Source organism: Kluyvera cryocrescens NBRC 102467 (assembly GCF_001571285.1).
Lineage (GTDB): Bacteria > Pseudomonadota > Gammaproteobacteria > Enterobacterales > Enterobacteriaceae > Kluyvera > Kluyvera cryocrescens.
Genome location: NZ_BCTM01000014.1, coordinates 144,578 through 158,675, shown reverse-complemented (window position 1 = coordinate 158,675; position 14,098 = coordinate 144,578). Strand labels below are relative to the sequence as shown.

Here is a 14,098-nt window from a genome sequence, read left to right as displayed (position 1 = left end):
AATGAGGGGTGCCTATGCCAGAATCATCGTTAAAAGCCGTTATTGAAGCCTGCGATCGCGCTATATCGCAAGAGGACTACGAGGCGCTGATGGAATACTACGCCGAGGACGCCGCCCTGGTGGTCAAACCGGGGATGGTGGTTCGCGGGAAAGAGAACATTCGCAAAGCCTTTATCGCCATTGCGGATTACTTCCAGCATCGGCTCGTCGTCACGCAGGGGCGAATGGAGATTATCGAAGGGGGCGATAACGCGCTGGTGATTATGGAAACCCGCCTCGATATTCCGCTGGCCGAAGGGGAAACCACGCAGGTTACGCGTCGCGCAACCTACGTCTTTCGCCAGCAAGCGGGCCGTTGGTTATGTACCGTCGATAACTCCTACGGCACCGACCTGCTGGATAGCCCGGACGTTTAAATCCCTGCGCCCTGGCTAAAGTGTTCTTCACCAAACACACCGGTGGAGAGGTAGCGATCGCCGCGATCGCAGATGATCGCTACCACCACGGCGCCAGGGTTTTGTTCCGCAATCCGTCGAGCGCCGGCAACCGCACCGCCAGAACTGACGCCGCAGAAAATCCCCTCCCGAACCGCCAACGCGCGCATGGTATTCTCCGCATCGTTCTGGTGAATATCCAACACGCTATCAACCAGTTGAGCGTTAAAAATTCCCGGCATATATTCTGCAGGCCAGCGACGGATCCCTGGAATGCTGCTGCCCTCTTCCGGCTGTAAACCGACGATCGTGACCGTTTTGTCCTGCTCGCGCAGAAAACGTGAAACGCCGGTAATGGTGCCGGTCGTCCCCATACTGGAGACAAAATGGGTAATCCGACCGCCCGTCTGTTGCCAGATTTCAGGGCCAGTAGTGGTGTAGTGAGCGTAGGGGTTGTCCGGGTTATTGAACTGATCCAGCAACGTACCTTCGCCGCGCTGCGCCATCTCCAGCGCTAAATCACGCGCCCCTTCCATTCCCTGCTCTTTGGTTACCAGAATCAAATCCGCGCCATAGGCACGCATCGCGGCGCGACGTTCCTGGCTCATGTTGTCCGGCATCAGTAGCTTCATCCGATAGCCTTTAAGTGCAGCAATCATCGCCAGCGCAATTCCGGTATTGCCGCTGGTCGCCTCGATAAGCACGTCGCCCGGCTTAATTTCACCGCGTTTTTCCGCCTCAACAATCATCGACAGCGCGGCGCGATCTTTCACCGACCCCGCCGGGTTGTTGCCTTCGAGCTTCACCCAGATTTCGCTGCCGTTATCCGGCCCCAGACGTTGTAATTTAACCAGCGGCGTATTGCCAATGGTTTGTTCTAATGTGTTCACGTTTTTTGCTCGAAAAAAAGCCGGGTCGCGTAATGCTTACCCGGCGATAAACATAAGAATTAAGCTATCAGGCTGTTTCAGCCAGAGCAAGCGTCTCATGGGATTCAATACGTACGTCACCGTGATACAGCCGTGCGTTCTGCAAACCAACAAACAGGCGATCGCCGCGCAGAGGCGTATCGTCGCCGCGCATGACTACCGTTAATGGATCGTTGTACCACCCCAGTGGCTGTACAACTAATTGGGTGTAGTGACCTTTAGGGCTCGCTTCTAAAACCTGTACAGGCAGCGGAGAATCGAGGCTAGTACGGCGGCTAACGTCAACTTCCCATGGGCGTAAGAACAGATCTACCGGGCCCTGATAAGACGGCGTATAGCCTAACGGCCAGCGGTGTGCGCCCACGTGGAACTGTCCGCCGCGAATGGTGCCCTGTAGACGGTTGACTTCGCCCATAAACTCCAGCACAAAACGGGTTGCAGGTTCACGCCATACCTGTTCAGGTTCATCGGCCTGTTCGATATTGCCCTGACTCATCACCACCACGCGGTTGGCCACTTCCATTGCCTCTTCCTGATCGTGGGTAACGAAGACGCTGGTAAATTTCAGCTCTTCATGCAGCTGACGCAGCCAGCGGCGAAGTTCTTTACGTACCTGGGCATCCAGTGCGCCAAACGGCTCATCAAGCAGCAGAATCTGCGGCTCTACCGCCAGCGCACGAGCCAGCGCAACGCGCTGTTTCTGCCCACCGGAAAGCTGGGCCGGGTAGCGATCGGCTAAATGGGCCAATTGCACCATCTCCAGCAGCTTGGTGACTTTGGCCTTAATGGTCGCCGCATTCGGGCGCTCACGACGCGGCAGCACGGTCAGACCAAACGCGATGTTGTCGAAGACTGTCATATGACGGAACAGCGCATAGTGCTGGAACACAAAGCCGACTTTACGATCGCGCGCGTGCAGACGACTGACGTCGGTGCCCTGGAAGCGAATATGCCCGCTGGTCTGATGTTCCAGCCCGGCGATAATCCGCAGCAACGTGGTTTTACCGGAACCGGATGGCCCAAGCAGCGCCACCATCTGGCCAGAAGGGATATCCAGAGAGATATCATTCAGCACCTGGGTGCGACCAAAAGACTTCTTAATATTGGCAATCTCAATGCTCATGATTTCCCTCCTGTTGCGCGCGTTTTTCCTGATTATGCAAACGCCACTGCAACGCACTCTTTAAAAATAAGGTCAGAATTGCCATCAACGTCAGCAACGCCGCCGCGGTGAAGGAGCCGACGGTGTTGTAATCCTGTTCCAGCAGTTCAATCTGTAAAGGTAACGATAAGGTTTCACCGCGAATCGAACCGGATACCACCGATACCGCGCCAAACTCGCCAATCGCACGGGCGTTGGTCAGTACCACGCCGTACAGCAGCGCCCAGCGAATATTCGGCAGGGTCACGCGTTTAAACATCTGCCAGCCGGATGCGCCGAGCAAAATCGCCGCTTCGTCTTCCTGGCTACCCTGGCTTAGCATCACCGGCACCAGCTCACGTACTACAAATGGACAGGTCACGAAGATGGTGACCAGAATCATGCCCGGCCAGGCAAACATAATTTGCAGGTTATTGGCTTCCAGCCAGCCGCCCAGCGGACCGTTGGAGCCATAAAACAGCAGATACACCAGACCGGCCACAACCGGTGAAACCGCAAACGGGATATCCAACAGCGTCAGCAGCAACTGGCGCCCCGGGAAGTTAAAGCGCGTCACCAGCCAGGCCAGCAGCACGCCAAACACCAGGTTCACCGGTACGGTGATCAAGGCAATCATCACCGTCAGCCAAATGGCGTGCAGCATGTCCGGATCGGCCAGGTTTTGCAGTACGGGCATCAGCCCCTTGCTAAACGCCTGAACGAAGATGTAAATCATCGGCACCAGCAGGATAAAGGCTGAAACCAGCATCCCGGTGCCAATCAGAAACCATTTACCCCAGTTAAAACGGGGTGCGTCATAACGCTTCAATTGAGTCACTTCCGCCATTAATGACCTACCACGCGCCGACCAAAGCGACTTTGCAAGGTATTGATAGAAAACAGCAGCAGCAGAGATGCCGCGAGGATCACCGAAGCAATCGCGCTCGCCGCGGGATAATCAAACTCCTGCAAGCGGACAAAAATCATCAGTGAGGTGACTTCCGTTTTCCACGCGATGTTACCGGCGATGAAGATCACCGCACCAAATTCACCAAGGCTGCGGGTAAACGACAGCGCCACGCCCGCCAGCAGCGCCGGGGACAGCTCCGGCAGCACCACTTTGCGGAAGCTCTGCAAACGCGTCGCCCCCAGCGTTTCCGCCGCTTCTTCGTACTCCGGGCCCAGCTCTTCCAGAACCGGTTGTACGGTACGAACCACAAACGGAATGCTGGTGAAGGCCATCGCCACCGCAATACCCAGCCAGGTGTAGGTCACCTTAATATCAAACTTCGCCAGCCACTCGCCGTAAAAACCGTTCACCGAGAACAGCGACGCCAGCGTCAGGCCTGCCACCGCCGTCGGCAGGGCAAACGGCAAGTCCATCAGCGCATCCAGCAGCGTACGACCCGGGAAGCGATAACGGGTCAGGATCCACGCCATCAGTAGGCCAAATACGCCATTAAAGATAGAAGCCACAAACGCCGACAGCAGCGTCACCTTATAGGCGGCAACCACCTGCGGGTTGGTAATGACTTCCCAGTACTGCGCCCAGCTCATTTCAGACAACTGCATAACCAGCGCGCTTAGCGGCAGCAGTAGAATCAAACAGACAAACAGCAGACTGGTGCCGAGGCTCAGGGTAAAGCCCGGCAGCACGCGTCTGGAAGAAACTGCAAACATTACTTACGCCCCGCCGCTAACAGCTTGTCTAATTCACCACCGCTGGCGAAATGGGTTTTCATGACCTCAGGCCATGAACCAAACTTGTCTTCCACGCGGAACAGATCGGTTTGCGGGAATTTATCCTTCAGCTTATCCATCACCTGTGGGTTGTTCACACGGTAGTAGTAGTCGGTAATGATGGTCTGCGCCTGCGGGCTGTAGAGATAGTTCAGATAGGCTTTCGCCGCCTTCTCCGTGCCGTTGGCCTTAACATTTTTATCCACCCATGCCACCGGGAACTCCGCCAGAATGTTGGTTTTTGGGATCACAACTTCAAAGCCCTGAGCTTCATATTGCTTGCGGATGTTATTCACTTCCGATTCAAAGCTAATCAGCACATCACCCAAACCACGCTCGGCAAAGGTGGTGGTCGCTCCACGGCCGCCGGTGTCAAAGACTTCAACGTTTTTCAGGAACTGGGTCATAAACTGCTGAGTTTTCGCCTTATCGCCGCCATCGGCTTTATCCGCCGCGCCCCACGCCGCCAGATAGGTATAACGCGCGTTGCCCGAGGTTTTCGGGTTTGGGAAAATCAGCTTCACGTCCGGACGTACGAGGTCGCTCCAGTCGTGGATATTTTTCGGGTTACCTTTACGCACCAGGAACCCCATGGTGGAGTAAAACGGCGAACTGTTATTGGGCAAACGTGACTGCCAATCGGCAGGAATCAGGTTGCCTTTATCGTGCAGGATCTGCACATCGGTCACCTGGTTATAAGTTACAACGTCTGCTTTTAAGCCCTGCAAAATCGCCAGCGCTTGCTTCGATGAACCAGCGTGAGACTGTTTGATGGTCAGCTTGTCGCCACCGTTGTCTTTCGCCCATTGTTGTTCAAACGCCGGATTCAGGGCGGCAAATAGCTCGCGGGAAACGTCATAAGAGCTGTTCAGCAGCTCAGTCGCCTGCGCCTGTGCTACCAACAGCACGGAAGCTGCGAGCGTCAGGTATCCTTTTTTCAGTAAGTTCATCGCCATTGCGCACCCTATAGTATGAGGACTTTCTAAGCCTCAGTGTATTTATAACGGGTACTAAAGGAGTAACGGTTTTATATACCGTTTGGTGATTTGGAAGTTGAAAAGAGAATAAGGGAATTAATGCTAACACCGTGAGTTCAAGATTGAGATACCCGGGGCGCCCACCGGGTTTGGCGTCCCTGGAACCAAATCCCGGCGTTTCCCCTAATCGCTTTGCTTAAGTGAACAGTTTTAGGGTTAATGCGGTTTTCTGAAGCCTGATTCCATGACGTTAACGCGCTTAAGACAACCGGTACTATCGATGGCAACGTGCCGAAATGGAAAGCAAATTTAACTTCGCCCGGCAGCTAAGACGCCAGCTCACACCGCAGGAGCGCCGGTTATGGTACTTACTTCGTGACCGGCGATTTGCACGCTTTAAGTTTCGCCGCCAGCTCCCGGTAGGGCCTTATATTCTGGATTTTGTCTGCTGTCGCGTTCGTCTCGCAATTGAGCTCGACGGCGGGCAGCATGATGCAAGGGCTGGATATGATGCCCGAAGAACGGCGTGGCTGGCATTGCAAGGATGGCGGGGTCTGCGATTCTGGAATAATGAGCTTATGGAGAATGAGGACGCGGTGTTGGGGACGATTCTGGAGGCATTGGTGTTGTCTGTACCCTCACCCCGGCCCTCTCCCTGGAAGGGAGAGGGGGAGTAGCTCATTTCATCTAGTCTCGTTATGACAGACAAGGTAAAACGGTCCCCTCTCCCCTGAGGGGAGAGGGTTAGGGTGAGGGGGAAAGCTCAGCCTTACAGCGCGACAAGCTTATCCAGCGAAGGCGCGAAGTAATAGCCACCGGTCACCGGTTTGGTAAAGCGCAGCATCGCATCACGTTTACCGTCAGTATCACCAAACATGCTCAGCAACTGCTGTTCAATATTGTGCAGACGCGCGCAGTAGGCGCAGAAGTACAGGCCGTGCGTGCCACTTGCGGTACCGTATGGCAGGCTCTGGCGAACAATCTTCAGCCCTTTGCCGTCTTCTTTCAGATCCACGCGGGTCAGGTGCGAGGTTTCCGGACGATCGTCGCCGTCAATCTCTTCGTTGGCTTCTTTGGTACGGCCAATCATCATTTCCTGATCCGGTACGCTCATGCGGTTCAACTGCTTAAGGTTATGCTCCCAGCGCTGCACGAAAACATAGCTGCCGCCCGCGTCCACGCCGTCTTTGATCACCGCGACTTCACGACGCGTTTCTTCACCCGCCGGGTTTTCGGTGCCGTCCACGAAGCCGCTCAGATCGCGTTCTTCTACCCAACGGAAACCGTGTACTTCTTCCTTCACGTCCAGCGCATCGCCAAAGGCGGCCAGCGCGGCCTGAGCCACGGAGAAGTTAACGTCATGACGCAAAGAGAGAATGTGGATCAGCACATCAAACTGCGTGGATGGCGCCAGTCCTTTGCCATACGGAGGAAAATCTTTCAGCTCTTGCGCGCCAACGCCGCCGCTCAGCTCACGCCAGGTATTGTGGCCAAACGCAACAACCGCGCCTAAATGCGCATCCGGAAATTGATCCTGAAACGCCGCCAGCTTTTCGGCAAAAACTTTGCTGCCAGCACGCAGGGCGTTCACGTCCCCTTTGACATTGGCTTCAATCCAAATCGCCGCGCGGCAATGTTCCGGCAAAATGCCGCTCTGAACCTGAGACATCGCTCCTCCTGAAATAAAATGCCACGACATCGTGGCATATAAAAACCTCACATATTGTACCCGCTTTTCAGCAAGCCAGGGTAACCGCGGTCAAATTTAGCGTTGCCAGATGATTTTCGACAGCGTCCAGTTTTTCAGCGTGTCATCCGGCGGCATCAGGCCCTGCGGCCCCTGCCAGTTTCCGGAGAACTGGTAGCTAATGTGGGTGCTTTCTTTGGCCTTGCACTCCACGACGTTGCTTTCATCGGCGACAGCAGCCTGGCAATTGCCGAAGGCTTTGTCGTAGACATCGCTAAATTTCGTGCCCACTTTTACGCCACCGGCCGCCGCCACATCATCCTCGAGCACATCAATACGGTTCACCGTGCCGCCATCTCCGTTGATGACCATCGCCAGCTTGTCACCGCGCAGTGCTTCAAAATAGTGAACCACGCCGCCACTCTGGGCCTTCATGCCGCTGCGCAGTCGATAATCACCGCCCAACGCATCACTGATGGCTTGCTCATTCAAAGGGGTTGATCCGGTTAGCTCGCCTACGCCCTGCTCGCTTACGGCCGCAGAAGAACCAAACCAGTTCCACGGATAGGCCGCGGACCAGTTGACCGCAGAGAGCGTTGAACAGCCGGTCAGAGCCAGCGGGAGAGCACACACGAGTAAACGCAGCGATTTCATTGATACTTCCTTTTATGTCAGTCAGGCCTATTGGAGTGCAATAAATCCAATAAGTGCCGTTTATTCTGCGACTTCATTGAAACAAGCGCGCAGCCGCGGGTTGGTCAGCAGCCACCACAGCGCAAAAATATCCAGTAAAAAGAGACTCAAACCAATACCAGAAAGCGGCTCTTCGCTAAACCAAAGCCAGGGCTGCCAGCACAGCAAAATCACTTGCGCGACAATCAGTACCGGCCGTAGCACACGCCAGACGCGGGGATAGACATGGCGTCTCCCGCTCAATAAGAAAGCGAAAACCGCCGGAACGCCGGGCAGTAATCCTATCCAGAACAGGCTATGGTCGGGGTAAAACAGGTTCAGCAGCACATCCCCTTGATCCCGTGAGGCTCCGGCCAGCAAAAACAGCACCCATGTTCGCGCCTGTAACAGCAGCAGACACCAGAACAAGAAAGGCAAACGCAGACGGCCATGTGCATCAAAATCAACGGGCGAGAAATCAGTACTCTTCATCTTCGATCAGACGCTTACCCAAACTTTGCACATCGGCGTGTTCGTAACCCAGGCGCTCATACATACCCAGTACCACGTCGTTTTCTTCCCGCACCATAATCTGGATTTTAGGGCAGCCGCGGGCGATGAGTTTTTTCTCCAGGCGATTGAGCAACGCGTTTGCAATACCGCGTCCCCGGTACTCCGGATGTACGCCAAGGTAATAAGCCGATCCGCGGTGACCATCGTAGCCACCCATAATCGTGCCAACCACTTCACCGTTGACCTCAGCCACCAGGAATAGGCTAACGTCGTGATTGACCTTACGTTCGATATCCATTTCCGGATCATTCCATGGGCGCAGCAGATCGCATCGCTCCCACAGAGTGATGACCTCTTCAAAATCTGCCTGGCGAAAAACGCGTATCTCCATGGTATTAACCACCTTTTCAGGTTTAAAAACAGTGATTATGGCGCGAACGGTCGAATTAGCCAATATCTGACGCGGCGCAGTGAAAAAAATGGCATAATAAGGTACAGACACGTATTGAAATGAAAAGTAAAACAATTCTCATCACGAGCAGTCGTAAGGGAATACGCGATACGATATAACATATAGATTCTTGTTTTTACAACTCAGGCCGGAATGAGCACTTTTAAACCTTTAAAAACACTGACTTCGCGCCGTCAGGTGCTAAAAGCTGGATTGGCTGCGTTAACATTGTCCGGGATTGCCGCTCAGGCAGCCGCAAAGGACGCTCCATTAAAAACCAGCAACAGCCACAGTAAACCGGCGAAAAAGTCGTCGAGCCGACGCCTGGTGATGCTCGATCCAGGCCATGGCGGCATTGATACCGGTGCGATTGGGCACAGTGGCTCCAAAGAAAAGCACGTGGTGCTGGCGATTGCCAAAAACGTCCGCGCGATTTTGCAAAAAAACGGCATAGACGCCAAGCTGACGCGCACCGGTGACACCTTTATTCCGCTGTACGACCGGGTAGAAATCGCCCATAAGCACGGTGCCGATCTGTTTATGTCGATTCACGCCGATGGCTTTACCAACCCTTCCGCGGCGGGCGCTTCCGTTTTTGCTCTCTCCAACCGTGGTGCCAGTAGCGCCATGGCAAAGTACCTGTCGGATAAAGAGAACGCCGTTGATGAACTGGCGGGTAAAAAGGCAAAAGACAAAGATCACCTGTTACAGCAGGTTTTGTTCGACCTGGTGCAAACCGATACGATTAAAAACAGCCTGACGCTGGGTTCACACGTCCTGAAAAATATTAAACCGGTGCATAAGTTACACAGTAAAGGCACGGAACAGGCGGCGTTTGTGGTGCTGAAGTCGCCATCCATCCCATCGGTTCTGGTAGAAACCTCGTTTATTACCAACCCTGCCGAAGAGCGCCTGTTAGGTACCGCTGCGTTTCGCCAGAAAATTGCCAACGCAATCGCCTCTGGCATCATCAGCTACTTCCACTGGTTTGATAACCAGAAAGCCCACGCCAGGAAACGTTAATGGCCATTGATGTTCAGCAAATAAAAGCGTTCCTGCTGAAGCTACAGGACGATATTTGTCAGCAGCTTGCCGAAGTCGATGGCGGCGCCTTTATTGAGGATAACTGGCAGCGTGAAGCGGGCGGCGGCGGACGCAGCCGCGTACTCCGCGACGGTAAGCTTTTTGAACAGGCAGGGGTCAACTTCTCCCACGTCCATGGCGACGCGATGCCCGCATCAGCTACGGCACACCGCCCGGAGCTAGCGGGGCGCAGCTTTGAGGCGATGGGCGTCTCGCTGGTCGTTCATCCGCGTAATCCCTACGTGCCCACCAGCCACGCCAACGTGCGCTTTTTCATTGCTGAAAAGCCAGGAGCTGAGCCCGTGTGGTGGTTTGGCGGCGGCTTTGACCTGACCCCTTACTACGGTTTTAACGAAGACGCGATTCATTGGCATACGACCGCCCGCGACCTGTGCCAGCCTTTCGGCGCTGAGGTTTATCCACGTTATAAAAAGTGGTGCGACGACTATTTCCATCTCAAGCATCGCAATGAACAGCGCGGTATTGGCGGTCTGTTCTTTGACGATCTCAATACGCCGGACTTCGCCCACTGTTTTGACTTTATGCAGGCCGTGGGGAAAGGATTTATCGACGCCTATCTGCCTATCGTTAATCGTCGCAAGACCATGGCATACGGCGAGCGCGAGCGTGAATTCCAGCTCTATCGCCGCGGGCGCTACGTCGAGTTCAATCTGGTGTGGGATCGCGGAACGCTGTTCGGTCTTCAGACCGGGGGACGCACGGAGTCGATATTGATGTCGATGCCGCCGCTGGTGCGCTGGGAATATAACTACCAACCGGAAGACGGTAGCCCGGAAGCGGCGCTGAGCGAGTTTATAAAAGTCAAAGAGTGGGTTTAACCGAAGCCGCTCACGGCGATCTAAAGAAAAAAAGCCCCGGAGACCCGGGGCTTTTTGTTTTACAGCGGCTGAGTCTGCGCTTCAACCACCGCCAGCGCCACCATATTGACGATACGGCGAACGGAGGCAATTGGCGTCAGCACGTGCACCGGTTTTGCCACGCCCATCAGCACCGGCCCAACGGTCACGCCTTCGGCGCTCGAAACGCGCAGCAGGTTGTAGCTGATACGCGCCGCTTCCATATTCGGCATCACCAGGATATTGGCGGAGCCTTTCAGCGGGCTATCCGGCATACGATCGTTGCGAATGCTCTCAACCAGCGCAGCATCACCGTGCATTTCGCCATCAATCATCAGCTCAGGCGCACGCGCTTTCACCAGCTCTAATGCATCGCGCATTTTGCTGGCCGACGGGCAGTCGGAAGAGCCGAAGTTGGAGTGTGACAGCAGCGCGACGCGCGGCTCGATACCGAAGCGGCGTACGGTTTCTGCCGCCATCAGGGTAATTTCAGCAATCTCATCCGGCGTTGGATCGTTGTTGACGTAGGTATCGGCAATGAAGGTGTTGCCGCTTGGCAGCAGCAGCGCGTTCATGGCCCCGGCGGTATGAACGCCGTCACGATAGCCAAACAGCGGTTTAATCACCTTGAAGTGCTCATGGTAGTCACCGATGGTGCCGCAGATCATCCCGTCCGCTTCGCCGCGCTGAACCATAATGGCACCGATGGCGGTGGTATTGCTGATCATCTCACGCTGCGCCTGCTCTTGCGTAATGCCGCGACGCTTCATCAGACTGTAGTATTCCTGCCAGTACTCTTTAAAGCGCGGGTCAGACTCGTTGTTAACGATTTCAAAGTCGACGCCCGGCTTAATCTGCAGGCCCAGCTTCTGAATACGCATTTCGATGACGCTCGGACGACCAATCAGAATCGGTTTCGCCAGGCCCAGCGTCACCAGCTCCTGCGTCGCATGCAGCACGCGGTTATCTTCGCCTTCCGCCAGCACGATACGTTTTGGCTCTTTACGTGCCTGGGAGAAAATCGGTTTCATGAACAGGTTCGTTTTGTAGACGAACTCGCTCAGCTTCTCGATGTAGGCATCAAAATCGGCAATTGGACGATTGGCTACGCCGGAGTCCATCGCCGCTTTTGCGACCGCCGGGGCGATCTTCACGATCAGGCGCGGATCGAACGGTTTTGGAATAATGTATTCCGGGCCAAAGCTCAGATCCTGGTCACCGTATGCTGAGGCAACCACTTCGCTCTGCTCCGCGTGCGCCAGTTCAGCAATAGCGTGGACAGCCGCCAGCTTCATCTCTTCGTTGATCGCGGTTGCGCCAACGTCCAGCGCGCCGCGGAAGATGAACGGGAAGCACAGCACGTTGTTCACCTGGTTTGGATAGTCAGAGCGACCGGTACAAATGATGGCGTCCGGGCGTACTTCTTTCGCCAGCGGCGGCAGAATTTCCGGCTCTGGATTGGCCAGCGCCAGGATCATCGGCGCACGTGCCATCTTCTTGACCATCTCCTGGGTCAGTACTTTCGGGCCAGAGCAGCCAAGGAAGATATCCGCATCCGCAATCACATCGTCCAGCGTACGTTTACCGTCATCCCGCACGGCGTAGGCGGCTTTGGTTTCCGCCATATTCGGCTCGCGGCCTTCGTAAATAACGCCTTTAGAGTCGCAGACCACAATATTGTGTTTCTGCATTCCCAGCGCCACCAGCAGGTTCATACAGGCAATTGCTGCCGCACCCGCGCCGGACACCACCATCCGAACGTCAGAGATGTTTTTCTCGACCACGCGCAGACCGTTAAGAATTGCGGCGGTGCTGATGATCGCGGTACCGTGCTGATCGTCGTGGAATACCGGAATATTCATGCGTTCGCGCAGCTTCTGCTCAATGTAGAAGCATTCCGGCGCTTTAATATCTTCGAGGTTGATACCGCCAAAGGTCGGTTCCAGCGCCGCCACAACATCAATGAATTTATCGGGATTGAGCTCGTCCACTTCGATATCGAAAACGTCGATACCGGCAAATTTCTTGAACAAAACGCCCTTACCTTCCATGACAGGTTTACCGGCCAGCGCGCCGATATTCCCTAAACCCAGTACGGCAGTGCCGTTTGATACCACTGCGACCAGGTTACCCCGCGCCGTATACTTGTACGCCGCCAGCGGATCTTTTTCGATTTCCAGACACGGTGCCGCAACGCCCGGCGAATAGGCCAGAGCCAGATCGCGCTGGGTTGCTAACGGTTTGGTTGGGACTACCTGAATTTTTCCTGGAATGGGGAATTCATGAAAATCGAGGGCACTTTGTTTTAATTGGTCGTCCATTTAGGGTTCCTTTCACGTATCGAACTAAAAGGGTGAAGCGCAATGACGTTCCTGATGCACTCCCGAAAGAAGCGCCTAGTATCGCCTTTGACCGCCCGGTAAACTTTGAAGGCTGCCATACTCTTGCGAACACACCATGTTTTGTTATTTATTTATTATTCGTATGTTATCAACTATCGGTAGCAAGATCATGATTTCCGGCTATGCTTTTTCGTTATGCCGTCCATAACCAAACTGACATGACGTTAGTCCAGACGGCCTTCCCCCGCGACGCGGATCAGCTCATCAATGACGTAACGGACTTTCGGTAGCGGCTGACGATTCTGCGGCCAGATAACGCTGATCGGCATTTCCCCTCCGGCATTTTCCGTTAACACTTCGACTAATTCGCCACGCTGAAGGTATTCTCTCACCAGCCAACGCGGTAACTGCGACAGACCGCATCCCGCCAACGTCGCCGCGAGCATGGCGTCACCGTCAGCGAATTCAAACGTAGCAGGCGGTGCCAAACGGACGGTCTGCCCACTGCTCTCTTTAAACAACCAATAAATTGGCTGATGGCGGCGAAAGCCAATTACGCAATGGTGTTCAGAGATATCATCGGGAATGTTCGGCTCACCGTGCCGCTGGAGATAGTCCGGCGCCGCGCAGACAACCAATTTTTGCGTCGTTAAACGCCGGGCCACCAGGCCACTGCTATCCGCCAGTTCGCCAATGCGCACCACCAGATCGATGCCCTCTTCAATCAGATCCACAAAACGTTCGCTGAAGGTGACGGTGAGCGTGAGCGCCGGATACTGGCTAACAATGGATAACAGCACCGGCAGGATACGCTGTCGTCCGAAGGCCGAGGGGAGATCAACCCGCAGACGCCCTGAGGGCTCCACGACGTGTGACGTCAGCTCCGCTTCGGCCTGCGCAAGAATATCGATAGCCTGCTGGCAACGTGCCAAAAACGTTTCGCCATCCGGCGTCAGACTTAGCCGCCGCGTGGAGCGGTGAAGCAGCTTGAGTCCCAGGCGCGCCTCAAGCCGGCCGACGCTTTTTCCCACCGCGGATTTGGTCAACCCCAGCCGCTCCGCCGCCGCGGTGAAGCTCCCCAGTTGTGCCGTCGTCACAAAGGCGGTGATCCCGCCAAGATTATCGGTTGTACGCATCGCTCAAGGCCTGATGAATGAAGAATGCCTATGCTGTAACGCATTGGAGAATTTATGTCTACAAAAAGGCGACAAAACCCCTATTTATCGTTCTAACTAAATCAATCATAGTACACCTCGTGATGGCTAACGCCCA

Annotated in this window: 15 protein-coding genes; 4 read left to right on the top strand and 11 right to left on the bottom strand. The window is 54.8% G+C overall.

Features of this window, described 5'->3' with window-relative positions; genetic code table 11:
- The first annotated feature begins 14 nt into the window (after window positions 1–14).
- Complete coding sequence (locus tag KCR01S_RS12030) at window positions 15–416, top strand: YybH family protein (protein WP_061282967.1); 402 nt, start codon at window positions 15–17, stop codon at window positions 414–416.
- Here KCR01S_RS12030 and cysM read toward each other — a convergent pair.
- The 5 genes from cysM to KCR01S_RS12005 all read right to left on the bottom strand — a co-directional run bounded on the left by cysM (window position 413) and on the right by KCR01S_RS12005 (window position 5,200).
- The gene (gene cysM, locus KCR01S_RS12025; RefSeq protein WP_061282966.1) at window positions 413–1,324 is read right to left on the bottom strand and encodes a cysteine synthase CysM; all 912 of its coding nucleotides are present in this window, start codon (window positions 1,322–1,324) and stop codon (window positions 413–415) included. The two genes, KCR01S_RS12030 and cysM, sit on opposite strands and share 4 nt — an antisense overlap.
- 67 nt (window positions 1,325–1,391) lie before the next feature.
- Window positions 1,392–2,486, bottom strand: a complete 1,095-nt coding sequence (cysA, locus tag KCR01S_RS12020; protein ID WP_061282965.1) for a sulfate/thiosulfate ABC transporter ATP-binding protein CysA — start codon at window positions 2,484–2,486, stop codon at window positions 1,392–1,394.
- Window positions 2,476–3,351, bottom strand: a complete 876-nt coding sequence (gene cysW / locus KCR01S_RS12015) for a sulfate/thiosulfate ABC transporter permease CysW (RefSeq protein ID WP_052282353.1) — start codon at window positions 3,349–3,351, stop codon at window positions 2,476–2,478. Before cysW ends, cysA begins: the two co-directional genes overlap by 11 nt.
- Window positions 3,351–4,184: a sulfate/thiosulfate ABC transporter permease CysT gene (cysT, locus tag KCR01S_RS12010; RefSeq protein ID WP_052282352.1), complete on the bottom strand. Its 834-nt coding sequence runs from the start codon at window positions 4,182–4,184 to the stop codon at window positions 3,351–3,353. Before cysT ends, cysW begins: the two co-directional genes overlap by 1 nt.
- Window positions 4,184–5,200, bottom strand: coding sequence for a sulfate ABC transporter substrate-binding protein (locus KCR01S_RS12005; protein WP_061282964.1), 1,017 nt, complete (start codon window positions 5,198–5,200; stop codon window positions 4,184–4,186). Before KCR01S_RS12005 ends, cysT begins: the two co-directional genes overlap by 1 nt.
- A gap of 317 nt (window positions 5,201–5,517) precedes the next feature.
- Here KCR01S_RS12005 and KCR01S_RS12000 point away from each other — a divergent pair, with 317 nt between their 5' ends.
- Complete coding sequence (locus KCR01S_RS12000; protein WP_061282963.1) at window positions 5,518–5,898, top strand: endonuclease domain-containing protein; 381 nt, start codon at window positions 5,518–5,520, stop codon at window positions 5,896–5,898.
- 92 nt (window positions 5,899–5,990) lie between these two features.
- On the opposite strand, the gene KCR01S_RS11995 is transcribed toward KCR01S_RS12000, so the two are convergent.
- From KCR01S_RS11995 to KCR01S_RS11980, 4 genes are all read right to left on the bottom strand, one after another.
- Complete coding sequence (locus KCR01S_RS11995) at window positions 5,991–6,890, bottom strand: Dyp-type peroxidase (RefSeq protein ID WP_061282962.1); 900 nt, start codon at window positions 6,888–6,890, stop codon at window positions 5,991–5,993.
- Window positions 6,891–6,986: 96 nt separating this feature from the next.
- Window positions 6,987–7,562, bottom strand: a complete 576-nt coding sequence (locus tag KCR01S_RS11990; RefSeq protein WP_061282961.1) for an RpoE-regulated lipoprotein — start codon at window positions 7,560–7,562, stop codon at window positions 6,987–6,989.
- A 60-nt stretch (window positions 7,563–7,622) separates the two neighbouring features.
- Window positions 7,623–8,072: a DUF2919 domain-containing protein gene (locus KCR01S_RS11985; RefSeq protein ID WP_061282960.1), complete on the bottom strand. Its 450-nt coding sequence runs from the start codon at window positions 8,070–8,072 to the stop codon at window positions 7,623–7,625.
- Entirely contained in the window at window positions 8,059–8,484 is a 426-nt protein-coding gene (locus KCR01S_RS11980) for a GNAT family acetyltransferase (RefSeq protein ID WP_052282346.1), read from the bottom strand. The genes KCR01S_RS11985 and KCR01S_RS11980 overlap by 14 nt, the downstream gene beginning before the upstream one ends.
- Window positions 8,485–8,697: 213 nt before the next feature.
- Between KCR01S_RS11980 and amiA the strand changes: the two genes are divergently transcribed.
- Together amiA and hemF are read left to right on the top strand one after the other, a co-directional pair.
- Entirely contained in the window at window positions 8,698–9,567 is an 870-nt protein-coding gene (gene amiA / locus KCR01S_RS11975; protein ID WP_061282959.1) for an N-acetylmuramoyl-L-alanine amidase AmiA, read from the top strand.
- Window positions 9,567–10,466 carry an oxygen-dependent coproporphyrinogen oxidase gene (gene hemF, locus KCR01S_RS11970; protein WP_061282958.1) on the top strand — a complete coding sequence of 300 codons (900 nt, stop codon included), beginning with the start codon at window positions 9,567–9,569 and terminating at the stop codon, window positions 10,464–10,466. The genes amiA and hemF overlap by 1 nt, the downstream gene beginning before the upstream one ends.
- A 59-nt stretch (window positions 10,467–10,525) precedes the next feature.
- Here the strand turns inward: hemF and maeB are convergent, their stop codons facing one another.
- On the bottom strand, window positions 10,526–12,805 hold the full coding sequence (gene maeB / locus KCR01S_RS11965; protein ID WP_061282957.1) for an NADP-dependent oxaloacetate-decarboxylating malate dehydrogenase: 2,280 nt from the start codon (window positions 12,803–12,805) through the stop codon (window positions 10,526–10,528).
- Between the two features lie 245 nt (window positions 12,806–13,050).
- Window positions 13,051–13,962 (bottom strand): LysR family transcriptional regulator, encoded by a 912-nt coding sequence (locus tag KCR01S_RS11960; RefSeq protein ID WP_061282956.1) that lies wholly within the window; start codon window positions 13,960–13,962, stop codon window positions 13,051–13,053.
- Between the last annotated feature and the right edge of the window lie 136 nt (window positions 13,963–14,098).

Bases quoted from the DNA above. Each gene is read 5' to 3' on its own strand.
- KCR01S_RS12030 (WP_061282967.1), top strand. From the start codon at position 15: ATGCCAGAATCATCGTTAAAAGCCGTTATTGAAGCCTGCGATCGCGCT.
- KCR01S_RS12005 (WP_061282964.1), bottom strand. From the start codon at position 5,200: ATGGCGATGAACTTACTGAAAAAAGGATACCTGACGCTCGCAGCTTCC.
- amiA (WP_061282959.1), top strand. From the start codon at position 8,698: ATGAGCACTTTTAAACCTTTAAAAACACTGACTTCGCGCCGTCAGGTG.
- maeB (WP_061282957.1), bottom strand. From the start codon at position 12,805: ATGGACGACCAATTAAAACAAAGTGCCCTCGATTTTCATGAATTCCCC.
- KCR01S_RS11995 (WP_061282962.1), bottom strand. From the start codon at position 6,890: ATGTCTCAGGTTCAGAGCGGCATTTTGCCGGAACATTGCCGCGCGGCG.
- KCR01S_RS11985 (WP_061282960.1), bottom strand. From the start codon at position 8,072: ATGAAGAGTACTGATTTCTCGCCCGTTGATTTTGATGCACATGGCCGT.
- cysT (WP_052282352.1), bottom strand. From the start codon at position 4,184: ATGTTTGCAGTTTCTTCCAGACGCGTGCTGCCGGGCTTTACCCTGAGC.
- KCR01S_RS11960 (WP_061282956.1), bottom strand. From the start codon at position 13,962: ATGCGTACAACCGATAATCTTGGCGGGATCACCGCCTTTGTGACGACG.
- hemF (WP_061282958.1), top strand. From the start codon at position 9,567: ATGGCCATTGATGTTCAGCAAATAAAAGCGTTCCTGCTGAAGCTACAG.
- cysA (WP_061282965.1), bottom strand. From the start codon at position 2,486: ATGAGCATTGAGATTGCCAATATTAAGAAGTCTTTTGGTCGCACCCAG.
- KCR01S_RS12000 (WP_061282963.1), top strand. From the start codon at position 5,518: ATGGAAAGCAAATTTAACTTCGCCCGGCAGCTAAGACGCCAGCTCACA.
- cysW (WP_052282353.1), bottom strand. From the start codon at position 3,351: ATGGCGGAAGTGACTCAATTGAAGCGTTATGACGCACCCCGTTTTAAC.
- KCR01S_RS11990 (WP_061282961.1), bottom strand. From the start codon at position 7,562: ATGAAATCGCTGCGTTTACTCGTGTGTGCTCTCCCGCTGGCTCTGACC.
- KCR01S_RS11980 (WP_052282346.1), bottom strand. From the start codon at position 8,484: ATGGAGATACGCGTTTTTCGCCAGGCAGATTTTGAAGAGGTCATCACT.